The following is a 21,075-nucleotide window of genomic DNA, read 5'->3' on the forward strand; positions in this document are numbered from 1 at the left end:
GGCCGCTGGCTGGAGAATCTGCGCGAAGCCGTGGCGCTGCTCGATCAGCGGCGCGTCACCTTCGAATATGAAGGCGAAATGGCGCCGGATGTCGCCCTCAACCCGAAGCTGATGGGCAACTATCCGTTCAGCCGCCTGTCACAGCCAGCCAATGTGCTGGTCATGCCCGGACTGCAATCGGCCAATCTTTCGGCAAAATTGCTGCGCGAACTGGGTGGCGATTCGGTCATCGGTCCGATGCTGGTCGGTCTCGAAAAATCGGTCCAGATCGCCACCATGGCATCCACGGCGTCGGAACTGGTCACACTCGCGGTGCTGGCCGCCAGCGGCATCGCCAAATAGCGGCGACTGCCGGGGCCTTCACCAGCGGAGTGGTCAGGGCATCGTAGGATCGTTGCTCGCGCCTTGCGCGCCGGGCGCGCCAACTGCGCCGATATTGCCGAACAGTTCCTCGAAGAAGGAACGCTCGCGCCCCAGGGTCGGCGTCTTGTCACCATCCGGGCTGATGCTCGCGACCAGTTCCAGGCCGGTGCGATCGACCGCGGTTACATTGCCATCGGCATCGAAAATCACGCGCATCACCTGCTGTTCGCGGGGCCGCGGATTGTTAAAGCCATATTGGCGGGTATCGCGGGACAGATAATACCAGGTATTGTCGTCAAACTGGCCGGTGAAGGTCGGACGCCCTAGCGAAGCCTCGACCGACTGCCGGTTGTCAACGCCGGCCTGGATCGTGGACATCAGCATCTGATCGGCAATATATCCCTGATGCCCGCGCACCTGCGTGCACCCGGCGACCGTCATCGTGCCGGCCACCAGGCCGAGCCACAGACTGTATTTCTTGATATTGCCGACCATTGCACTCATTCTCCACTATCCGCCCAGCACCGTATCGGTACCTGACTCGTCATCGCCCATTGCATCTCGGGCGATAAATATCAATATGCCCTGTATCCAGACTTAACAACCGGCCCGATCGTTCATAAACATGCGATCCAACCAGCGGAACCAGCAATGTCCTTTTTCAGCAAGATATTTTCCCGAGACAATCCCAATGCCGGGATGCAGCCATTATACAACGCAATTGTTGGCGAGGGACGACAACTGGCCTGGTATGAAGAGGCACAGGTACCCGATACGATCGACGGGCGGTTCGACATGATTGCGGCGATATTCTCGCTGGTGTTGATCCGGCTGGAGAAAGACGAGGAACGGGGGCAGGATATCGCCTGGCTAACCGAGATTTTCATCAGCGACATGGAGGGCCAGTTGCGGCAGATCGGCATCGGCGACATGGTGGTCGGCAAGCATGTCGGCCGGATGATGGGCGCGCTTGGCGGCCGGGTTGGTGCTTATCGCGATGCCCTGGAAAAAGGCGCGGACCTGAAAGACGCCATCGTGCGCAATATTTTCCGCGGTGCGAAACCGGATGACGCGGCGCTCGATTTGCTCGCCAGCCGCCTGGCTGCTTATCATGCCGCGCTGGGCGATTGCAGCAGCGATGCCATTGTCGCCGGCCATTTGCCGGCCAGCGGAGCGGCTGCGTAATGGACAAGCCGGAATTTTCCCATATCGTCAGATTGTCGGAAATCGGAGCCGCCCCGCGCACGGGCGAACTGTCCGCAAACGAGGAAGAGCGTGCCAGACTGGCAGAAAGATTTGACCTGCGGAAAATTTCCACGCTGGATGCCCGCTACAGTTTGATGCCCGGCGAAAATCGCATCGGGTTTACCGGACGGATCGAATCCGATCTGCAACAACGATGCTCGATCACGGGGGAAAGCTTTCAGGTTCGGCTCCGCGAGGATTTCGACATTGCCTTTGTCCCGCAGCTGGAAATCGAGGGGGCGGACGAGGAGATCGAACTGACCGAAGAAGATTGCGACATCATCGAATATGAAAACGGCCAGCTGGATCTTGGCGAAGCCATCGCCCAGACGCTCTATCTGGCGCTTGATTCCTTTCCGCGTGGTCCCAATGCCGATGCGGTGGCACAGGAAGTGCTCAAATCGGAAGAAGAAGCCGGGCCCTTTGGCGCGCTGGCAGCGCTGAAGGACAAGCTGCCCTAGGCGGCTTCCTTTTCGTCCTTGCGGGCCGCCGCGTTGGTTAGGCGTTTCTGCAATCCGTTCAGTCGCTGCTTGCTGGTGATCTTGCTGCCGAGCAGGTCGGTGATATAGAAAGTATCCACCGCACGCTCGCCATAAGTCGCGATATGCGCGCTGTGTACCGTCACTTTCGACTCAAACAGCGCGTAGGCAAGTTCGTTGAGCAGGGCCGGACGGTCCTGTGCGTTGACCTCGATCACGGTGAACCGGTTGGATGCGTCATTGTCGACCAGAGCAAAGGGCGTAATGGCAAACGCACCGGCCCGCGAATGTGCCAGTGGCCGGGCGTCAAGCTTCGTGGAAAGTTTGGTCCGGTTGGCCAGCGCATCTTCGACCGCCTGCTTGATCCGCAGCAGCTGGTCCTCCTCGGAGAAGGGCTTTCCGTGCGGATCCTGAACCAGAAAATTGTCCAGCGCCATGCCGTCACGGGTGGTATGGATGCGCGCGTCGATGATGTTACCGCCCGAAACATGAATACCCCCGGCAATCCGGTAAAATAGTCCCGGATGGTCCGCCGCGTAGACAGTAATCAACGTCGCACCGCGTTCGGGATATACATCGGCAAAATTGCGAGATCCGTATCCCCGGCATCGAGGACCAGCTGGGCATTCTGGGCAATGATATCATCCGGCTCGGCGATCCAGTAAGCATCGGTAAAGCGCTTTGCCAGTTTCTTGAATTCGGCTTCCGGCAATTCCAGCGCCTCCGACAGAACCGCCTTTTTCTCCTCGATCCGTTCCTTGCGGCCGCGTTGCTTGTGGCCGAGCAGCAACATTTCCTGCGCGGCTTCGAACAGATCGGTGAGCAACTGCCGTTTCCAGCTGTTCCAGACGCCGGGCCCGACCGCGCGAATATCGACGACGGTCAGGACCAGAAGCTGGCGGAGGCGCTCGACGCTTTTCACCTGGCTGGCAAAATCCTGGATGGTCTTGAAATCCGACAGATCCCGCTTGAAGGCCACTGCCGACATCAGCAGATGGTTGCGGACCAGCCACGCCACCAATTCGGTTTCATGCGGCCGCAGGCCGAGCCGCGGACAGAGCTTCATCGCCACTTCCGCGCCCAAGACGCTGTGATCGCCACCGCGGCCCTTGGCAATGTCGTGCAGCAGGGTGGCGACAAAGATCACGCGCCGGTTCTGCAATTTCTTCATCGTTGCGGTGCTGTTGGGATGATCGGCCGCCAGGTCACCCCGCCCGATCTTCGCGAGCAGGCCGATTGCCCGGATGGTGTGCTCGTCGACCGTATAATGATGATACATATCGAACTGCATCTGCGCCACGACACGGCCGAAATCGGGAATGAAGCGGCCGAAAATCGCCGCTTCGTTCATCCAGCGCAGCACCAGTTCGGGGTCGCGCGGAGAACAGAGCACATCGAGAAACAGTTTGTTGGCTCGCGCATCCTTGCGAATCTTGTTGTCGATCAGCTTGGCATCCCGACGTGCCGCACGCATCGCCAGAGGGTGAACCTCCAGTTCGTGCTTGTCGGCGAGCCAGAATATTTCCAGCAACCGGACCGGGTCTTCTTCAAAAATTCGTCGTGCGGCAGGGCCAGCCGTCCACGATCCAGCACGAATCCCTTGAGCTTCTTCGGCTTGCGGGTCAGCGACGGGAGGAATCGACGCACTCCGGCATTGTGGGTTTCGTCAAGATGCGCGAGGAAAACACCCGTCAGATTGCCGACGACCTTCGCGTTCAGGAAATAATATTGCATGAACCGTTCGACCGACGACTTGCCGGGCCGGTCAGCGAAACGCATTCGCCGCGCCACTTCGGGTTGCAGGTCAAAAGTCAAACGGTCTTCCGCCCGACCGGTGATGTCATGCATGTGGCAGCGCACCGCCCAGAGAAAGTTGGCCGCCTTGCGAAAGCGCTTGAACTCATCCGCAGTTAGCAGGCCGACATCGACCAGCTGTTCCGCGGATGTCACCCGGTGGATATATTTGCCTATCCAGTAAAGCGTTTGCAGGTCGCGCAACGCGCCCTTGCCTTCCTTGACATTGGGTTCGACAACATAGCGGCTATCGCCCATCTTCACGTGCCGGGCATCGCGCTCGGCAAGCTTCTCGGCCACGAACGCACTGTCGGTACCGGCCACAACATCTGCGAAAAAACGATGCTTCGCGTCTTCGTATACGCCGGTATCCCCCCAGATATAACGGCCTTCCAGCAAGGCGGTCCGGATCGACAGATCCTCCTTGGCCATGCGCACCATTTCGTCGATCGAACGGCTGCTCTGCCCAACCTTGAAGCCGAGATCCCATAGCCAGTAGAGCATGGCTTCCACCGCCTGCTCGGTCCAGCTGTTGGTCTTGTGCGGGGTCAGGAAAGCGATGTCGACATCGCTATGCGGTGCCATTTCACCGCGCCCGTAGCCGCCCACCGCCATCACCGCAATGCGCTCCCCCGACGATGGATTGCTTACCGGATATTGATGATAGACCGCGATATCGTGGATCAGGCGGACCAGCTGGTCGACCAGAAACGACTGCGCCGCCGCCATTTCGTGCCCCGCCGAAGGCGTTTCAACAGGCGCGCGCTGATTTCCGCCCGGCCATCATCGAGCGCGGCTTGCAGCAGCGGCAAGATATGTGCCCGCGCGGCAGGCATGCGATGCTCGCTGATCAGGCTGTCGATTTTCTCGGTCAGCACCCGGCGGTTGATAATATCCCGCTGCCGGGCGATCCGTGTACCCGGGTCAGCCGGTGCGGTCGGGATATCGGCGCGAGCGTTCATCCGGTGCCGGCCAGTTCATCGCGATGTTTTTCGCCAGCACGATTTTCGCGATTTTCGCGGTGCCCAGTTTCGGCAAGGGCTCTTCATATTGCCAGATATGGACCGGCAGCTTGAAGGGCGCGAGCTGGTGCTTGAGAAATTCCATCAGCTCTTGGTCGGTCAGGCTGTGGCCGTCCTTGGTGTGATAGACCAGGGCCGGCACTTCGCCGAACCGTTCGTCGGGAACCCCGAAGATACAGGCTTCGGCCACCGCCGGATTGGCATAGACCGCCGCTTCGACTTCCTGACAGCTGATATTCTCGCCGCCGCGGATGATAATTTCCTTCTTGCGATCGACAATGAACAGATAGCCCTCGGGATCGAGATAGCCGATATCGCCGGTGCGGAAATAGCCGTCATCGGTGAACGCGTCCTTGGTTGCCTCTTCATTGTTCCAGTAGCCGGTGAAATTGGCAGCGGTCCGGATGCACACTTCGCCGCGCTCACCCTGCGGCATCTTGTTGCCGTCATCGTCGAGGATCGCGACATCGACGATTGGCGGCGTTGCCCGGCCGGTGCTGTCGGGCTTGGCGAGATAATTTTCATTCTGGTTGGAACAGCCGACACCATTGGTTTCGGTCAGGCCATAGCCGATCACCGGATAGCCATCGCCCATCTTCTCCTTGATCCGTTTGACATGTTCCACCGGACGCGGCGCGCCACCGGCGGCCATGGTCACACAGCTGCTCAGGTCATATTTGTCGAAATGGGGATGCGAATAGATTTCCATGCTCATCAGCGGCACGCCGACAAAATAGGTGACCCGCTCTTTTTCGATCAGACGCATGGCTTCTTCGGCATCCCATTTGTTGAGGAACACCAGTTTGCGACCGATTGCATAGCTGACGAGCACCAGCGGTACCGACGCGGTGACATGGAACAAGGGCACGCAGACCATCGCGGTCGGCTGCCCTTCGGGCATCTTGCCCTGTTTCTCCATGATATGAACCAGCACCAGCACGGTACCCACGAAACTCATCGCGCCCTGCACCACCGAGCGATGCTCGGCATAAGCGCCCTTCGAGCGACCGGTCGATCCGGAGGTGAACAATATGGTCGCATTGTCTTCCGGCGCCATCTGCGGCAGCGGTGTTTCTGCGCCACCCCCTTTTCCAACATGATTTTCAGGCCTTCGAGCGGCATTTTGTCATGTTCGAAAATCAGCAGCTCCGCGCCGTGATCACGCTTGGAATCCACCAGACGCTGCGCTCTCTGGTAATCGGCGAAAACATAGGAACAGCCGACATCCTCGATTCCGTCGGCCAGTTCATCGCCCTGCCACCAGCCATTCAGCTTGGTCGAGACGCCGCCTGCCATAGTGATGGCCATGTCCAGAACGACCCAGTTGGCCGAGTTGCGCGCGGCGATACCGATCCGGTCGCCCTTCTGCACGCCATAGCCCTCGACCAGTCCACCGGCGAGAACGCGCGCGGCCTTGTAGGTTTCGCCAAAGGTCAGCCGAATATCACCGTCGACCAGAAATTCCTTGTCCGCATGTTCGTTGCAGAAATAGGCGAAATAATCCGAAACATTCTGCGGCGCATTCTTGAAGATCGGCATATCGACGCCGTATTTGTTGATCGTGTCCAGTTCCAGTAACTGACTAGGCTGGGTCAGCGCTTCCAGCGTTTTGTCGATTACCAGATCCAGTTCAGAGGTCGCCATTATTCAAGTCTCCCGTTGTTCCCTCTTGGTAAAGGGGAATTTCCCTTTATATGGACAGGAAACCACGCGGGGAAAAGAGTTGATTGATATTATATTGGCCAATGCGGCACAGTTTACGCAGTTTACGGATCTTGGCCTATCTCCAAATGCTCTGGATCTTGAAAAACTGATTGGTGTCGACTTCCAGCTGAAATGGTATTCGCTGGCCTATCTCGCGGGCATATTGATCGGTTACTGGTATCTCACCAAATTGGTCGATCAGCCGGGCTCGCCCATGGCCCGTCGCCATGCCGATGACATGATCTTCTGGGCGACACTCGGCATCATCGTCGGCGGTCGGCTCGGCTATGTGTTTTTCTACGCTCCGGAAATCCTGCTCGAACCGATCCGGATATTGCAGGTCTGGAACGGCGGCATGTCGCTGCACGGCGGTACAATCGGTGTTGTGCTCGCCTTGTGGTGGACCGCGCGGCGGGAGAAGCTCGATTTTCTGCGTATGTGCGACTATATCGCCTGCGTCATCCCCTTCGGCCTGTTCTTCGGACGGCTCGCCAATTTCGTCAATGGCGAGCTTTGGGGCCGGGCAACCGATGTTCCCTGGGCAATCGTTTTCCCGATGGGCGGCGATATCGCCCGCCATCCCAGCCAACTTTATGAGGCAGGGCTGGAAGGCATTCTCTATTTCATCATTCTTTCGCTGCTCTTCTGGAAGACAGATGCCCGCTATCAGCCAGGTAAGCTGGTCGGCACCGGTTTGCTGGTTTACGGCTTCAGCCGGTTCACTGTCGAATTTTTCCGCGAGCCGGATGCCCAACTGACCTGGCTGGTCGAGCAATCGGGATTCAGCATGGGCCAATGGCTGACAGTGCCTATGATATTGCTCGGTGCGTGGCTGGTGTTCACCGCGAAGGGGCGGCGTAAGCGGGTTGAACCGGTGGCTGGAGACAAGAGCGTTGCCTGACGGCCTAAAGGCGGACTTCCCCAGCGCAGCGCATATAATCGCGGACAGGATCGACCGGGAAGGCCCGATCCCGCTCGGCGACTATATGGCCATCGCCAACGATCATTATTACGCCAGTAAAGACCCGTTCGGTGAAGAGGGGGACTTCGTTACCGCGCCAGAAATCAGCCAGATGTTCGGCGAAATTATCGGCATCTGGCTGGCCGATCTGTGGCTTCGCCAGGGGTCGCCGGATCATTGTCATTATGTCGAACTGGGTCCCGGACGCGGTACATTGGCCAAGGACGCGTTGCGCTCCATGCGCAAATTTGGCTGCAATCCATCGGTCCATTTTGTCGAGACCAGTCCGGTCCTGAAGGCCAAACAGGCGCAATTGCACCCGGACGCCATATGGCATGATGATATGTCCAGCCTGCCCGAGGACGGGCCGCTGCTGATGGTGGCGAATGAATTTTTCGACGCCCTGCCGATCGAGCAATTTATTGCGACATCGGCCGGATGGAGACGGCAAATGGTCGCGAGGGATCGCAGCAAATTTGTCGCGGTTCCGAGCGAGGAGGTTGCCGAGGAGCGGGTGGGCAGCAGCATGAGCGGCTTTCCGGAAGACACGATCCTCGAGCGCTCTCCGGTCAGCGTGGAGGTGATGGGCCATATCGCCAGCCGGATTGCGAAACAGGGCGGTACCATGCTGATCATTGATTATGGCTATGCCAAGCCGGGGACGGGCAGCACCCTTCAGGCGGTGAAGGACCATATGCCGGTCAGCCCGTTCGACAGTCCGGGAAGCTCCGATCTGACCGCGCATGTCGATTTTCATACATTGGCCAATATTGCCCGTACGCGGATGCTGAAGATTCACGGTCCCGCCGAACAGGGCCAGTGGCTGAAATCGCTGGGAATAGACCAGCGCGCCGAGGCTTTGATAGCCGCTTCTCCGAAAGAGACGGACACTGTTCTTGCCGCCCTTCAACGGCTGACCCATGTCGACGAGATGGGCCGCCTGTTTCGGGTAATGGCAGCGACCGCGATCGACTGGCCCGAACCAGAGGGATTCAGCTACGGCGAGGAATAACGGGGCTTTCTAGGCTGCTAGCCCACCCACTCGGCTACTTCCGACGCCACCCGGTTGGCGGCCCGGTTCAAGCCCTCCCCGACCGGATTGGGCTCGGCGGCATAGACCTTTTCACTGGCCTGAAACCGCTTTTTCTCGACCGGTTTGTCCACGACCATTTTCACCGCATCATAGGTGACTGTAACGGTCAGACTGGGGCCATCGAGGCCGAAATCGACCAGTTCGCCGGTAATATAGGTTTGCGCGTTACCACCCGCCTCGGTGGCGGTGAGCACCAGCCGGTTGTTGTTGGCAGCAATGGTTTCGCTGAGCAGATCCTGAAAGAGGCGCGCCGGCTTGTCGACCCACACGGCGTCTTTCAGATAGGCGATACCCGTCCCGCTGGTCTGCACCGGCACGCGGATAGTGTTGAGCTTTTGCGGAGAAGCCGGCAGCGCCACCACCAGTGAACCGGTTTGCGGTCCGCTTTGCACCGCGCCGGCCGACAATTTCTGGTCGGGGGATATGGTCAGCAGCGACGGTGGAGGCTCCGCCCCGCCAAAGCTGACACAAGCGCCCAGCGCTGAAGTTGCGGCCAGCAGACTGACGGCTTTCCAGATTTTGCTCATCATATCAGCCCTTTCATTTTCCTGGCTCATAGTCCGGCAGCGCGGGAGCCGAGAGCAAGGACCCGGCCCCGCCCTGATCCAGCCGCTCGGTTACCTTGGTCATAGATTTGGTCAGCGCCTGCATATCCTCGACCAGCTGATCGATTTCCGGCAATGTCTTCTTCGAGAACCGCTCCGCACCGGGCTGCGCATTTTCAGCACGCCTTCCAGAGCGAGAAGGCTTTTGGAGGCGGAATCCAGTGTGGTAGCGAGGTTTTTCGCTACCGGCTCGCCGTTATTGGTCAGAAAAGCATTGGTGTTGTCGGCGACCAGCCCCAGCTTCTCCGCCGTCTGCCCGGCGTTGCGGATGGCGATCCGCGATTCTTCCATCAGCGCTTCCAGACCCGGCGCCTGTTTTGCCAGACTGCCTGTGAGCTTGTCGGTATTGGCCAATATACCGGTGATCGATTTCTGGTTTTCATCCGATAGCAGCAGCGTCAGCCGGTCTGTCAGCGTCGCCAGTCGCTCCACCACCAAAGGCGCGCTGTTGAGCAATTCGCCAAGCGCGCCTGGCTTGGTCGGAATCACCGGTACCCCTTCGGGCCCAAGATCGGTGATCGGTGGCGCTCCTTTTTGGCGCCATCGAGCTGAATATTGGGCGGTGCGGTAAAGCTGACGCTCTGGATCGTGGCAGTGGTGCCTTCCAGTATCGGCGTATCTTCGCTGACGGCGATACGGACACGAACAAAATTGGGGTCCTTCTTCCACAGCTCGACCTTCAGAACCTGTCCCGAAGGCACGCCCGCAAAGGTGACTCCGGTGCCCGAAGCCAGCCCGCCGACAGACTGGGCAAAGAAGATGTCATATTGTTTTGTCGTGCCGTCGCCGAAGCGGACGATCCATACGAGAAAGGCGGCCACAAGGGCCAGCATCGCCAAAGTGACAACACCGACAAGTATATGGTTGGAGCGCGTTTCCATCTATTTCACCTCTATGACGAGCCGTGCCGTCACCTGCAACAATTCTCTGATCCGCTTCATCATTCTCATCCCAGCATCTTCTTTCCGGCGGAGGCCATCCGGCCGCGCGGTCCGTTGAAATATTCCTGGATCCACGGATGATCGAGCGCGAGCAGTTCGTCGATCGTTCCGACCGCAATGACCTGCTGGTCGGCGAGCACCGCGACCCGGTCGCAAATGGCGTGCAGCGTATCGAGATCATGAGTGATCAGAAAGACCGTCAGACCCAGCGTCTGCTGCAATTCCTTGGTCAGCTTGTCGAATGCGGCTGCGCCGATCGGATCCAGACCGGCGGTCGGCTCGTCGAGGAACAGCAGTTCCGGGTCAAGAGCCAAAGCGCGCGCTATGCCGGCCCGCTTGCGCATGCCGCCGGACAGTTCGGACGGATATTTCGGGGCGGCGTCAGGCGACAGGCCGGACAGGCAGACCTTGTATTTGGCCACCTCGCGCCGGAAATCGCGGTCCATATCCGGATAGAATTCGCGGATCGGCACCATCACATTTTCAGCTACGGTCAGCGTCGAAAATAGCGCGCCGCCCTGAAACAACACGCCCCAGCGCTTGCGGATCTCGATCGTTTCGGCGTCGGATTTCCCCAATATCGGTTCGCCAAAGACCTTGATCTCGCCCTCTTGCGGGGTCTGCAGACCGATGATCGAGCGCATCAGAACCGATTTTCCGGTGCCGGACCCGCCGACCACACCGATAATTTCGCCGCGTTGCACATCGAGATCGAGATTGTCGTGGACCACTTGCTCGCCAAAGGCATTGCGCAAGCCGTGGACACTGACAATCGGCCCTTCATAATCGGGATCATAGGTGATGGTTTGTGAATCGAGCATCAGTCCCATCCGATCCAGGTAAAGAAGACCGCGAAAAAGGCGTCGAGCACGATCACGAGAAAATTGCCTGCACCACAGCAGCGGTGGTGCGTTTGCCGACATCCTCGGCATTGCCCTTGACCTGCATCCCCTGATAGCAGCCGGTCACCGCGATAATCGCGCCGAACACCGGTGCCTTGACCAGCCCGACATAAACGTCGGTCAGCGGGACGACTTCACGAATGCGGGCGAAGAAGGTTGCCGGCGGGATGTCCAGTTCGACCCAGCTGAGCAGGCCGCCGCCGATGATCGCCACGATCGATGCGTAAAAGCCGAGCAGCGGCAGCATGACAACCGCAGCGATAAAGCGCGGCAGCACCAGCGCCTCGATCGGTGATACTCCGATCGTGCGCATCGCGTCGATTTCCTCGGTCAGCTTCATCGTGCCGATCTGGGCGGCAAAAGCGGAACCCGACCGGCCCGCAACCATGATCGCGGTCATCAGCACGCCCAGCTCGCGCAAGGTCAGTCGGCCGACGAGATTGACGGTAAATACTTCGGCGCCAAATTGCCGCAATTGCACCGCGCCCTGTTGCGCGATCACCAGACCGATAAGAAAGCTCATCAGCCCGATAATCCCGAGCGAGCGGACGCCGACCACGTCGAAACGCTGGATGACCGCATTCCATCTTATTCTGCCGGGATGTCTTACGAGACCCAGAAAGCCGATCATGATCGCGCCGAAAAAGCCGATCAGACCGGTCATCGTGGTAAAGGCGGTAGCCGTTGCCTCGCCAATTTCGCCCAGCACCCGAATGACCGGATTGGCCGGTTCCGGCCGGATCTCGGTCGGCTGATCGGCCGAAGCGACCGCGGCAATCAACCGCTGCGCATCGTCATTCGCGCCAACAATCTCGGCTTGCCAGTCACGCGCTGTGCGGTGGATCAGCCATGCGCCAACGGTATCGACATAGCCGGTGGCGGAAATATCCAGCCGCTGCGCTTCGCCTTCATATTGTCTGAGCCGTTCGGGTAGATCATCGATGCTGGCGATCGACAGGTCACCGGAAAAATGCAGGGTAACCGCACCATCTTCGGCTGTCTCTTCGACAAAATCGCTGGGTATCGACATCGCATCCATAGGTGACCGAAATTGCACCAAAGCTCAAGAGATTAAACGGCTCAAATATTTGGTGCATTTTCCAGCGGGCTGCTATGGACGGCGCGAACGGGATTATCGGGACGGCATGCAGAAAATATCGCTTTACGACATGGATCGCACGATCACCGTGCGCGGGACCTATACGCCTTTCCTGTTTTACATGGTTTTCGCCCGGTCGCCATGGCGCCTGATCTTTCTGCCGCTCCTGCCTTTCGGCTTTATCGCTTATGGGCTCAAGCTGATCAGCCGCGGACGATTGAAGACATTCAACCAGCGGATGCTGCTCGGCAGTTCGCCGGAACTTGCAGCACTGCAGCCGCTTATCGAACGGTTTGCCGACCGGGTATTGCGCTCGAATCGCCACCGGAAGGCGATCGAGCAGGTGGAGGCCGATCGCGCCAACGGACGGACACTGGTACTGGTGACCGCATCCTATGAGCTTTATGCCGAAGCCATTGCCCGCCGGCTGGGCTTCGATCATCTGATCGGCACGCAGCTGGTGGTCGACGGCGACGGGCGCGTGCTGCCTGAGATCATTGGCGAGAATTGCTACGACGATGCCAAGATCGACCGGATCGAAACATTATTCGCCCAGCAGGGCTGGCAGCGCGCCGACACCCATGTCCGCGCCTATTCCGACCATGTCAGCGACCAGGCGATGCTGGAATGGGCGGACGAGGCGATTGCGACCACCCCGACCCCCAGATTGCGCCACCTGGCCAAGCAGCGCGGCTGGAAAATCGTCGACTGGCGCTGATCCGAGAGCGACAGGGAACCCGGGAACCAAGGGCCGGCGACTTGTTCCGCAAATTCCGGCAATCTGATTTCTGTGGACAGCCTACCTGCGATGAATCAAATAGACCGGATTGCCCCGCTGTAAATTCCATGCCGGAGAAGGAAAGACATGTCATTCACGCAGCTGCTCGTACCGACCTATACACAAATGCTCAAAGCGCTCGCGGGCTGGCTGGACAAGGCGCAGTTACAGTTTCCCGATACTGGTTCGGAAGCCTTGCTAACGGCGCGCCTCGCCCCCGATATGTTCCCCCTTTCCACCCAGATTCGCTTTGCCTGCGTGCAAGCGCAGGAAGCCGTGTTCCGGCTGCAAGGAAAACCCTTCCCCGCGTCCATCGGCGAACTTGTGGATGAAGGACGCGATGCGGGAGAACAGCCCGGTTCGATGGCGGAAGCAATAGCGCGGATCGAGGAAACCATTGCATTGCTGGAGAAGCTGAGCCCCAACGCGCTGGATAAAGACCCGGACGAACCCATCGCGCACGAACTTCCAAACGGCATGGTGCTTGATCTCACCGCAGAACAATATGCCCGTGACTGGGCGCTCGGCCAGTTCTATTTCCACCTGATGACCGCTTATGCAATATTGCGCAGCGAGAAGGTCGAACTCGGCAAAGCTGATTATATTCCGCACATGTTTCCCTATATTCGGGCTGATACGATACCGAACAGCTGATGGTCCCGTTGCCATGCAATACCGGACGGTTGACAGTCCGGTCCATCCATCGCAAGCGGCGCGGCATGGCTATTATCGCAACCATCATGAACAGCAGCACCGGTCAGCCGATCCAGAAAATGACCTTTGGCCGCATGCCCAAGCCCTGGGCCTCCTTCAGCCTCGAGAGCGGTGAACTGGTCACCGCCGAGCGCATCGATGTCGGCACGCCGGCGCACGGCAAATTTGTCGCGCCGGTATCGATCTGGGTCACCCCCAAGACAGCCAAGAGCTGATCGATGAGCGTTGCTTTCCGCAGAGAAGGTGATGACGAGCATCTCGAACCCAAGTTCGAGCATCCGATTCCCGTCGGCCCCAATCTGGTCACAGCGCGGGGCCTGCAACAGATCAAGGACCGGGTTGCTGCGTTACAGGCAGAGGTTGCCGCACTGACCGACGAGACCGCGCTCAAGATCGCCAAACGCGACCTGCGCTACTGGAACACCCGGCAGTCGACGGCAGAGCTGCCGCCGGTACCGAACGGCGAAAAGGTCGAATTTGGAACCAGAGTGACCTTCCTTCTCAACGGTCGGCAGAAGACCCTTTCGATCGTCGGCGATGACGAAGCCGATCCGGCCCATGCGCTGGTATCCTTTTCCGCGCCGGTCAGCCGGGCATTGATGGGACTCCAACCCGGCGATCTCGGCGATTTTGCTGGCCGGGAGGACGCGATTGAAGTGCTGTCGATCGAGGTCGTCGCGCAGCCACAAGACTGACGGGTTGGCCGTTCCGCGCAAAAATATCGCGACAGTCGATCAAAAGAAAACTGACAGAAAAGACTGCTTTTCTTTTCCGTGACTTTTGTTGCAAAAGCGCAGATTTCTGCGCCATTTTGGCCTTTGCCCCGGCGTCTAGTGTGACCTTTCGACGGGGTGCGTAATCCGGCGCGTTTGCGGCCAGGGGGCGGAGTATTTCCCTCCATGCCATAGTGGATGTCAAAGAGCCTGTCCCTGGCCTGGCGAAGGACCGGTCGCGAGGATAAGCGATCGAGCCGGGTGTAGGAAAGGCAATTAACGGCGATGGCATGCAACATATGCCCATTATGGCGCCCACCTGGCGGCCGCCAGTCAATCCAGTATTTTCAGCTGCTCCAGCTCATCCAGACTATATCGTTGCGGAATATGTTGCGGACAGTTCCAGTCAAAGGCGGCAATCGTGATGATCACCGCGCGTTCGGACAGCGCCTGATAATCTTCGTCCTGCAATGCCCCCACCATGGCCGGTGCCTCCGCAGCATCGACGGTTGTTGCATGGCCCCAAATCTTGAGCCGACGGCGATTGGGATAGTCCATGAGTATCAGTGACACCCGGTCATCAACCGAGAGATTGCCGACGCTGACATATTGGCGGTTGCCGCGAAAATCGGCATAGGCAATCTGTGTCTCGCCCAATATTTTCAGAAAGCCGCGCGGCCCGCCGCGAAACTGGACATAGGGCCAGCCGGTTTCGGACACGGTGGCCTGGTAGAAACCGTCCCGCCCAGCGATAAACTCCGCTTCACGGGCGGTCAGCCGGTCGCCGCCCCTAACCTCCGGCTGCAGCAATCTACCATAGCTGTCGGCCGACCCTGTTTTCCTGGATCGATCGCACGGAGGGGGTGAATGCGATTTCGGCAAAGGCACGGGCCATGATATTTCTCCTTGCGGCTAAAGACGGCGTTCTTTTTCGCTGATCGGTACATCGTTGATGCTGGCGAAACGTTTCTGCATCAGCCCGTCGGGTGCGAATTCCCAGTTTTCGTTGCCATAGCTGCGCCACCATTGGTCCTCCTGGTCACGCCATTCATATTCGAAGCGGACCGCGATGCGATTGCCGGCAAAGGCCCATAATTGCTTCCGCAGCTTATAGTCGCGCTCCTTTTGCCATTTGGCGGTGAGCAGGGCCTTGATTTCATCGCGCCCGGTCAGGAAACGGTCGCGATTGCGCCACTCGCTATCCGCTGTGTAGGCGAGCGCGACGCGTTCGGGGTCGCGACTGTTCCAGGCATCTTCGGCAGCTTGTACCTTGGCGCGGGCGGTCGCTTCGGTGAAGGGCGGGACAAGAATTTCGGTCATATCATCTTCCAAATCGAGGAGAGAGAGACCTGCGGGGCGCCGGGGGTGAACGCCCCGCAGGAAACCGCGCGGGGATCAGTCCGGGGGGAGGACGTCGCGGTTTGAACAGGCAGGAAATCGGGCCGCGGAAAATAGGAACGCTTCCCTGATTGGCCGAAGGTGACGTCCCAAGTGAGGCCAGTAAGATCGATCTTCCGGAACGACATTTGGCATTTCCTTTCCTTGCGACTCACCAGGCCTTGCTTCCCAAACATGTACTGATCGGTTAATGTCCAGATATGGAACCTGTACCGATCTGTCAATGTTAATCAGGAAGATCGCGTCCGAGATTTCCGATCCCATTGGAATCAGGTCATAAAATTTCTGTTTTCTGAACGATGTTCGGAAGGTCATTGCAAATTTTCGGTCGAATCGCTATTTACCGATCAGTAATGGTAATGGAGAATTATCTGTGAGCGCTTCCAAACGCGACGAACTGGTACAAAAAGCGCTCGCCTCCTTTTACAAAGGTGGCTTCCACGCGATCGGCATGGATCGGCTGGCCAAGGAAACCGGCGTCTCCAAGACCGCGATCTACAAGCATTTCCGGACCAAGGAGGAATTGATCCTCGCCACCTTGCGCTTGCGCGACGAGCAGTTTCGCAACTGGCTCAGGCGACGGGTTGAAGCCCTGGCGACCGATGGCGAAGACCGGCTGCTGGCAATATTTGATGCGCTGGGCGAATGGTTCGAGGAGCCGGATTTTCGCAGTTGCATGTTCATCAAGGCATCATCGGAATATCAGGACAGCAGCCACCCGATCCACGCGACCGCCGCGGAACATAAACGACTCCTGTCGCTCTATTTCACCGGCATAGCCCGGGAAACCGTTGCCAGGGATCCCGAGAGCCTTGCGAGACAATTGCTGGTGATCAAGGAAGGCGCGATCGTGCTCGCCCATTTGCATGATCACAAGCAGGTCATTGCCGATGCCAAGGCGGCCGCCGCTTCCGTCATCGATGCTGCGCTCGCTCGCTAGCCGATCAGCAGCACCCGCAAATCGTTCACATTGGTGCCGGACGCACCGGTCATCAGCAGAGCATCGGCCTGTTCGAAGGCAATATAGCTATTGTCCTGTTCGAGCAGCTCGCGTGCCTTTCCTGCCCCGCCCATCTTGTCCAGAACGCCCGGCCAAAGAAAGGCGCCGGCATTGTCTTCTGATCCGTCTATGCCGTCGCTGTCGGCGGCAAATCCGCAGATATCCGCTTCCCCGTCCAGCGCCAGGCACAGGCCAGCAGATAGGCCGTGCACCGGCCACCACGACCATTGCGGTTGCGCAAGGTCACGGTCGCCTCGCCGCCCGATATCAGCGCAACTCTGCGACCGCTGGCCTTGGCGGCCAGCGACCGCGCAGCATGGTCCGTCCCGAGTTCCAGTGCGTCTCCCTCCAGCGCGTCGCCGAGCATGACCGGTTCATAGCCCATGGACCGGACGGCTTCGACCGCCGCTGCGCACATATCCGCCGGCCGGGCGCAGAGTTCGGCAGTCGCGCGTTGCATTTTCGGATCATCCGCTTTTGGGGTTTCGAGCGCGCCTGACAGAAGGTGCGCCTTGATCGTGGGCGGCAACTCGATGTCATATTTCGCGGCAATGGCCAGCGTGTCGGCGCAGGTCGAGCTGTCCGCAACCGTCGGACCCGATCCGATCATCGCGATATCGTCGCCCGGAATATCGGAAATGGCGATCATATGGGTTGCCGCCGGCCAGGCTTTCGCGGCCAGCCGCCCGCCCTTGATCGCCGAGAGATGCTTGCGGACCTTATTCATTTCGCCAATCGGCGCGCCGCTGCGCAGCAGGGCGCGCGTCACGGCCTGTTTTTCGGCCAGCGATATCCCGTCGGCCGGCGCGGGGAGCAATGCGCTTGCCCCGCCGGACATCAGCACCAGCAAGAGATCATCTGCGCCGAGCGCGTCCGCTGCCTGCAGGGCGCTTTGCGCGGCTTCGGCGCCGAGGGAATCAGGGACCGGATGCGACGCCTCGATGATCTGAAGAGTATCCGGCGCGAATCCCGGCTGGACATAGCCTTGGCGCGTCACGATCAGGCCGTTGGCATCCTCCGGAAGGCGATCCAGAACAGCAGCAGCCATTTGCGTGGCCGCCTTGCCAATGGAAAGCAGATAGGTCCGGCCCGTCACCCGGGGCCATTGGACATCGCGCATGGCGTTGGCGGGCAGCGCGGGTTGCAGCGCCTGCAAATAGAGATCCTCTAAAAAGCTTTTATTGAATCGGGATTTGTTGTTTGATGCACTGCACAATAAGGGCCCGATTGTTTCGCCGGGGTCAAGAAGATTTTCGGAGTGACAGAACAGCCATGAATGATCGCGCCACTATCGACCATCTTCTGCAACGGCTGACGGCTCATCTGGGCGCGCTTTATCCTGACCAGGATTGCGAGGCGCTGGCGGAGCGCATCGTCGATCTGTTCTGGCCCGACAAGAGCCAGATGATCCCGCGCTCGGAGATCGCCGGCAAACATTTGTGGGACGAAAGCGATGTCGCGATGATCACCTATGGTGGCACCATCCGGTCAGACGGCGAGCGGCCGCTGCGGACGCTGCACCGCTTCCTGAAAGAGCATATCGGCCAGACCATCGGCGCCGTTCATATCCTGCCCTTCTTCCCCTATAGCTGTGACGACGGTTTCGGAGTGATCGACTATCTCGCGGTCGACGAGGAGCTGGGCGACTGGTCCGATATCGAAGCCATTGCCGGCGACTATCGGCTGATGGGCGATCTGGTGATCAATCACGGATCGAGCAAATCCGCCTGGTTCCAGCAATTCCTGTCCGGCGAGGCACCGGGCAAAGATTATTATTATACCGCCGATCCCGCCGCCGATCTGGGGCAAGTGGTGCGCCCGCGCGCCCATCCGCTGCTGACGCCGTTCCGGACCGCGTCCGCGACCGCCATGTCTGGAGCACGTTCAGCAGCGACCAACTGGATTTCGACTTTACCAATCCCGAGCTGCTGATCGAATTTGTCAAGATCATCGCCGCCTATATCGACCATGGTGTGCGGATATTCCGGCTCGACGCGGTCGCCTTCCTGTGGAAGAAAATCGGCACGCCCTCGATCAATCTCGACGAAACCCACGAGATCATCCGTCTGCTCCGGACGCTGATGGACCATCATGCCGAGACGCTGGTCATCATCACCGAAACCAATATCCCCAATCACGAGAATCTGACCTATTTCGGCAACCAGAACGAAGCGCATGTCATCTATAATTTCTCGCTGCCGCCGCTGCTGGTCCATGCGCTGCTAACTGGCAACGCGCTCTATCTGAAGCGGCTGACGCGGAGCAATCCGCCAGCGCTGACCGGTTGTACCTATCTCAATTTCACCGCCAGCCATGACGGGATCGGCCTGCGTCCGACCGAAGGCGCCCTGCCGCAAGGCGAGGTCGACCAGATGTTGGCCGCGATCCAGGGCTTTGGCGGGCGGGTGTCGATGCGGCGCGGGCCGGGTGGCACCGAGAAACCCTATGAGATGAACATCTCCTTTTTCGAGGCGATGCAGGGAACGCTGGACGGGCCGGACGAATATCAGATCGAGCGGTTCATGGCGGCGATGGCGATCATGCTGGCGCTGGAGGGCATTCCCGCCATCTACATCCACAGCCTGCTGGCAACGCCAAACGGCTATGAGGATGTCAACCGGACCGGCCACAACCGGTCGATCAACCGGTCTCAGCTGGACTATGACAGCATCTCCGCAAAACTGGCCGATCCGGAAGCCGTCGAGGCGCAGGTATTCACCCGTTTTCTCTCGCTGGTCGAAACCCGCAAGCAACAGCAGGCCTTTCACCCCAATGCGGTGCAATTCACCCTGGCGCTGCCCGAAGGCCTGTTCGGCATCTGGCGGCAGAGCCGGGAGCGGAAACAGAGCATCTTCGCCATTACCAATGTGACGAAGGAAGAGAAGATGCTGTCACTGGCGGACATCAATCTGATCGCCGGTGACCAATGGTGGGACCTGATCTCGGGCCATATCATCACCGACATCGAGGGTGATTTCAGCCTGTCGCCCTATCGGACCGTCTGGTTCAGCAACGTCGCACCCGACCCGGACGAGTCTTCCCAGAGCTAGTCTTCGTTATCCAGCCGGACCGCTTCCTTGAACCGGTCGGTGAAATCCGGAATGGCGCTGTTGATCCGGTTCCAGTTGGCCATGAAGGGCGTCTCGTTCGGCGATTCCAGAAAGACTTCGCCCGCCGTCATGATATTTTGCGCAAACAGTTCGACCGTCGTTTCTTCCTCGTGCCGGTCGAGCGTCAGGCCGTTCATCACCGCGTCATTGTAAAAAGTCTCGATTCGATCCAGCGCGATCCGGAAATAGGTCGCTTTCAGCGTGCGGAAGGTGCCTGCGGAAAAGACCTGCCCGTCGGTGGCAAGCTTGCGGAACAGCGACTTGGTGATGTCGATGCTCATTTTCGACAGACCGCCTTCGGGATTGTCATGCGAGACCGACTGGTGCTTGTGATCATAATTGTCGGCTATCTCGACCTGGCAGATCGACTGGGTCGACTGGTTGCGCCAGACTTCGGACAATACCCCGACCTCCAGACCCCAATCGGACGGGATTCGGATATTCTTGACGACTTGTCGTCCCATCGCAAACTCTCCGGCAAGCGCGTAGCGGAAGCTGTTCAGATAGGTGATATAATCATTGGGCTCGCAGACTTTCTTGAGCGCCGCCAGCAACGGCCCGATCAGCAGACGCACGACACGGCCGTTGAACTTTTCCTCGGTCGTCCGCGCATAATAGCCTTTGGAGAAGACATAGGGGAAAGTCGGGTTCGCCACCGGATACATCAGGCGGGCGAGCAATTCGCGGTCATAAGTCAATATGTCGCAATCGTGCAGCCCGACCACCTGGGCGTTGGTGGCAGACAGGAAATAGCCGAAGCAAAACCATACGTTGCGGCCCTTGCCAGGTTCCGCCGGTGACAGGCCACATTCCTTCAGCTCCGCATCGAGCGCAGTCAGCCGCGGGCCGCTGTTCCAGAGGATATGATGGCGTTGCGGCAGCCGCGAAAAATATTGTTTCGCATATTCGAACTGTTCCTTGTCGGCGCGATCCAGTCCGATGATGATGTCGTCGAGATAGGGCACCTTGCACAGTTCATCGACGATATTTTCGAGCGCGGGACCTTCCAGTTCGGAAAACAGGCTGGGCAGGACCAGCGCCATGGGATTGGCCTTGCGAAACCCCATCAAATCGGCCTCCAGCGAATCGACCGAGCGACCGGACAGATTGTGGAGCGTGGAAATTGAACCGTTTTGATGAAAGTCAGCCATATA

The 21,075-nt window shown here is 58.9% G+C and carries 22 protein-coding genes and 3 pseudogenes; 12 read left to right on the forward strand and 13 right to left on the reverse strand.

All coding sequences use genetic code 11. The annotated features are described in order from the left end of the window. The coding region (locus C8024_RS18565) for a phosphate acyltransferase (protein ID WP_254306093.1) at positions 1-342 on the forward strand (342 nt) is incomplete at its 5' end. A gap of 33 nt (positions 343-375) precedes the next feature. On the opposite strand, the gene C8024_RS18570 is transcribed toward C8024_RS18565, so the two are convergent. Further along, positions 376-867, reverse strand: coding sequence for an outer membrane protein assembly factor BamE (locus tag C8024_RS18570; RefSeq protein ID WP_100092513.1), 492 nt, complete (start codon positions 865-867; stop codon positions 376-378). 147 nt (positions 868-1,014) lie between these two features. On the opposite strand from C8024_RS18570, the gene C8024_RS18575 reads away from it, so the two are divergent. Then, positions 1,015-1,548: a ubiquinol-cytochrome C chaperone family protein gene (locus tag C8024_RS18575; protein WP_173207948.1), complete on the forward strand. Its 534-nt coding sequence runs from the start codon at positions 1,015-1,017 to the stop codon at positions 1,546-1,548. Then, the gene (locus C8024_RS18580; protein ID WP_173207951.1) at positions 1,548-2,069 is read left to right on the forward strand and encodes a DUF177 domain-containing protein; all 522 of its coding nucleotides are present in this window, start codon (positions 1,548-1,550) and stop codon (positions 2,067-2,069) included. The genes C8024_RS18575 and C8024_RS18580 overlap by 1 nt, the downstream gene beginning before the upstream one ends. On the opposite strand, the pseudogene C8024_RS18585 reads toward C8024_RS18580, so the two are convergent. From C8024_RS18585 to C8024_RS23870, 3 genes and pseudogenes are all read right to left on the reverse strand, one after another. Next, a pseudogene (locus C8024_RS18585) lies at positions 2,066-4,843 on the reverse strand ([protein-PII] uridylyltransferase). The gene C8024_RS18580 and the pseudogene C8024_RS18585 overlap by 4 nt on opposite strands. Next, positions 4,806-5,960: a class I adenylate-forming enzyme family protein gene (locus C8024_RS18590; RefSeq protein ID WP_367947435.1), complete on the reverse strand. Its 1,155-nt coding sequence runs from the start codon at positions 5,958-5,960 to the stop codon at positions 4,806-4,808. The pseudogene C8024_RS18585 and the gene C8024_RS18590 overlap by 38 nt, the downstream one beginning before the upstream one ends. Continuing rightward, positions 5,858-6,547, reverse strand: coding sequence for an AMP-binding protein (locus C8024_RS23870; protein ID WP_367947436.1), 690 nt, complete (start codon positions 6,545-6,547; stop codon positions 5,858-5,860). Before C8024_RS23870 ends, C8024_RS18590 begins: the two co-directional genes overlap by 103 nt. A 79-nt stretch (positions 6,548-6,626) precedes the next feature. Here C8024_RS23870 and lgt point away from each other — a divergent pair, with 79 nt between their 5' ends. Beyond that, positions 6,627-7,508, forward strand: coding sequence for a prolipoprotein diacylglyceryl transferase (lgt, locus tag C8024_RS18595; RefSeq protein WP_173207954.1), 882 nt, complete (start codon positions 6,627-6,629; stop codon positions 7,506-7,508). Continuing rightward, a complete protein-coding gene (locus C8024_RS18600) occupies positions 7,501-8,580 on the forward strand; it encodes a class I SAM-dependent methyltransferase (protein ID WP_254306094.1) in 1,080 nt (359 codons plus the stop codon). Before lgt ends, C8024_RS18600 begins: the two co-directional genes overlap by 8 nt. Before the next feature lie 17 nt (positions 8,581-8,597). On the opposite strand, the gene C8024_RS18605 is transcribed toward C8024_RS18600, so the two are convergent. The 4 genes and pseudogenes from C8024_RS18605 to C8024_RS18620 all read right to left on the reverse strand — a co-directional run bounded on the left by C8024_RS18605 (position 8,598) and on the right by C8024_RS18620 (position 12,139). Next, the gene (locus C8024_RS18605) at positions 8,598-9,188 is read right to left on the reverse strand and encodes an ABC-type transport auxiliary lipoprotein family protein (protein ID WP_173207957.1); all 591 of its coding nucleotides are present in this window, start codon (positions 9,186-9,188) and stop codon (positions 8,598-8,600) included. A 13-nt stretch (positions 9,189-9,201) separates the two neighbouring features. Further along, a pseudogene (locus tag C8024_RS18610) lies at positions 9,202-10,147 on the reverse strand (MlaD family protein). Positions 10,148-10,212: 65 nt separating this feature from the next. After that, positions 10,213-11,028: an ABC transporter ATP-binding protein gene (locus tag C8024_RS18615; protein ID WP_100095375.1), complete on the reverse strand. Its 816-nt coding sequence runs from the start codon at positions 11,026-11,028 to the stop codon at positions 10,213-10,215. Next, positions 11,028-12,139: pseudogene (locus C8024_RS18620) on the reverse strand (MlaE family lipid ABC transporter permease subunit). Before C8024_RS18620 ends, C8024_RS18615 begins: the two are co-directional and overlap by 1 nt. Positions 12,140-12,254: 115 nt before the next feature. Between C8024_RS18620 and C8024_RS18625 the strand changes: the two are divergent. The 4 genes from C8024_RS18625 (at position 12,255) to C8024_RS18640 (ending at position 14,395) form a co-directional block, all read left to right on the forward strand. Beyond that, positions 12,255-12,926, forward strand: a complete 672-nt coding sequence (locus tag C8024_RS18625; RefSeq protein ID WP_254306095.1) for an HAD family phosphatase — start codon at positions 12,255-12,257, stop codon at positions 12,924-12,926. A 147-nt stretch (positions 12,927-13,073) separates the two neighbouring features. Then, a complete protein-coding gene (locus tag C8024_RS18630) occupies positions 13,074-13,640 on the forward strand; it encodes a DUF1993 family protein (RefSeq protein WP_173207960.1) in 567 nt (188 codons plus the stop codon). Positions 13,641-13,705: 65 nt separating this feature from the next. Beyond that, entirely contained in the window at positions 13,706-13,915 is a 210-nt protein-coding gene (locus tag C8024_RS18635; protein ID WP_173207990.1) for a hypothetical protein, read from the forward strand. Positions 13,916-13,918: 3 nt separating this feature from the next. Further along, the gene (locus tag C8024_RS18640) at positions 13,919-14,395 is read left to right on the forward strand and encodes a GreA/GreB family elongation factor (RefSeq protein ID WP_173207963.1); all 477 of its coding nucleotides are present in this window, start codon (positions 13,919-13,921) and stop codon (positions 14,393-14,395) included. A 351-nt stretch (positions 14,396-14,746) separates the two neighbouring features. Here C8024_RS18640 and C8024_RS18645 read toward each other — a convergent pair whose 3' ends face one another. After that, positions 14,747-15,223: a pyridoxamine 5'-phosphate oxidase family protein gene (locus C8024_RS18645; protein WP_217272314.1), complete on the reverse strand. Its 477-nt coding sequence runs from the start codon at positions 15,221-15,223 to the stop codon at positions 14,747-14,749. Between the two features lie 102 nt (positions 15,224-15,325). Beyond that, complete coding sequence (locus C8024_RS18650) at positions 15,326-15,733, reverse strand: nuclear transport factor 2 family protein (protein ID WP_100092524.1); 408 nt, start codon at positions 15,731-15,733, stop codon at positions 15,326-15,328. A 451-nt stretch (positions 15,734-16,184) separates the two neighbouring features. Here C8024_RS18650 and C8024_RS18655 point away from each other — a divergent pair, with 451 nt between their 5' ends. After that, the gene (locus C8024_RS18655) at positions 16,185-16,751 is read left to right on the forward strand and encodes a TetR family transcriptional regulator (RefSeq protein ID WP_173207966.1); all 567 of its coding nucleotides are present in this window, start codon (positions 16,185-16,187) and stop codon (positions 16,749-16,751) included. Here the strand turns inward: C8024_RS18655 and C8024_RS20565 are convergent. Both C8024_RS20565 and C8024_RS18660 read right to left on the reverse strand, forming a co-directional pair. After that, on the reverse strand, positions 16,748-17,023 hold the full coding sequence (locus C8024_RS20565; protein WP_217272315.1) for an MOFRL family protein: 276 nt from the start codon (positions 17,021-17,023) through the stop codon (positions 16,748-16,750). The genes C8024_RS18655 and C8024_RS20565 overlap by 4 nt on opposite strands. After that, on the reverse strand, positions 16,939-17,967 hold the full coding sequence (locus tag C8024_RS18660) for a glycerate kinase (protein WP_217272316.1): 1,029 nt from the start codon (positions 17,965-17,967) through the stop codon (positions 16,939-16,941). The genes C8024_RS20565 and C8024_RS18660 overlap by 85 nt, the downstream gene beginning before the upstream one ends. A 116-nt stretch (positions 17,968-18,083) precedes the next feature. Here C8024_RS18660 and C8024_RS20570 point away from each other — a divergent pair, with 116 nt between their 5' ends. Together C8024_RS20570 and C8024_RS20575 are read left to right on the forward strand one after the other, a co-directional pair. Next, positions 18,084-18,743: an alpha-amylase family glycosyl hydrolase gene (locus C8024_RS20570; RefSeq protein WP_217272317.1), complete on the forward strand. Its 660-nt coding sequence runs from the start codon at positions 18,084-18,086 to the stop codon at positions 18,741-18,743. After that, positions 18,740-19,861, forward strand: coding sequence for a hypothetical protein (locus C8024_RS20575; RefSeq protein ID WP_254306099.1), 1,122 nt, complete (start codon positions 18,740-18,742; stop codon positions 19,859-19,861). Before C8024_RS20570 ends, C8024_RS20575 begins: the two co-directional genes overlap by 4 nt. Here C8024_RS20575 and C8024_RS18670 read toward each other — a convergent pair. Further along, a complete protein-coding gene (locus tag C8024_RS18670) occupies positions 19,858-21,072 on the reverse strand; it encodes a glycosyl transferase (protein WP_100092529.1) in 1,215 nt (404 codons plus the stop codon). The genes C8024_RS20575 and C8024_RS18670 overlap by 4 nt on opposite strands. Positions 21,073-21,075: the final 3 nt, after the last annotated feature.

Origin of the sequence: Sphingopyxis sp. BSNA05 (genome assembly GCF_013265645.1) — a bacterium.
In the GTDB taxonomy this organism is placed as follows: domain Bacteria; phylum Pseudomonadota; class Alphaproteobacteria; order Sphingomonadales; family Sphingomonadaceae; genus Parasphingorhabdus.

Excerpts from the sequence above, each read along its gene's own strand:
- C8024_RS18570 (WP_100092513.1), bottom strand. The coding sequence starts at position 867 with ATGAGTGCAATGGTCGGCAATATCAAGAAATACAGTCTGTGGCTCGGC.
- C8024_RS18575 (WP_173207948.1), top strand. The coding sequence starts at position 1,015 with ATGTCCTTTTTCAGCAAGATATTTTCCCGAGACAATCCCAATGCCGGG.
- C8024_RS18580 (WP_173207951.1), top strand. The coding sequence starts at position 1,548 with ATGGACAAGCCGGAATTTTCCCATATCGTCAGATTGTCGGAAATCGGA.
- C8024_RS18590 (WP_367947435.1), bottom strand. The coding sequence starts at position 5,960 with ATGGCGCCGGAAGACAATGCGACCATATTGTTCACCTCCGGATCGACC.
- C8024_RS23870 (WP_367947436.1), bottom strand. The coding sequence starts at position 6,547 with ATGGCGACCTCTGAACTGGATCTGGTAATCGACAAAACGCTGGAAGCG.
- C8024_RS18605 (WP_173207957.1), bottom strand. The coding sequence starts at position 9,188 with ATGAGCAAAATCTGGAAAGCCGTCAGTCTGCTGGCCGCAACTTCAGCG.
- C8024_RS18615 (WP_100095375.1), bottom strand. The coding sequence starts at position 11,028 with ATGCTCGATTCACAAACCATCACCTATGATCCCGATTATGAAGGGCCG.
- C8024_RS18625 (WP_254306095.1), top strand. The coding sequence starts at position 12,255 with ATGCAGAAAATATCGCTTTACGACATGGATCGCACGATCACCGTGCGC.
- C8024_RS18630 (WP_173207960.1), top strand. The coding sequence starts at position 13,074 with ATGTCATTCACGCAGCTGCTCGTACCGACCTATACACAAATGCTCAAA.
- C8024_RS18635 (WP_173207990.1), top strand. The coding sequence starts at position 13,706 with ATGGCTATTATCGCAACCATCATGAACAGCAGCACCGGTCAGCCGATC.
- C8024_RS18640 (WP_173207963.1), top strand. The coding sequence starts at position 13,919 with ATGAGCGTTGCTTTCCGCAGAGAAGGTGATGACGAGCATCTCGAACCC.
- C8024_RS18650 (WP_100092524.1), bottom strand. The coding sequence starts at position 15,733 with ATGACCGAAATTCTTGTCCCGCCCTTCACCGAAGCGACCGCCCGCGCC.
- C8024_RS20570 (WP_217272317.1), top strand. The coding sequence starts at position 18,084 with ATGAATGATCGCGCCACTATCGACCATCTTCTGCAACGGCTGACGGCT.
- C8024_RS18670 (WP_100092529.1), bottom strand. The coding sequence starts at position 21,072 with ATGGCTGACTTTCATCAAAACGGTTCAATTTCCACGCTCCACAATCTG.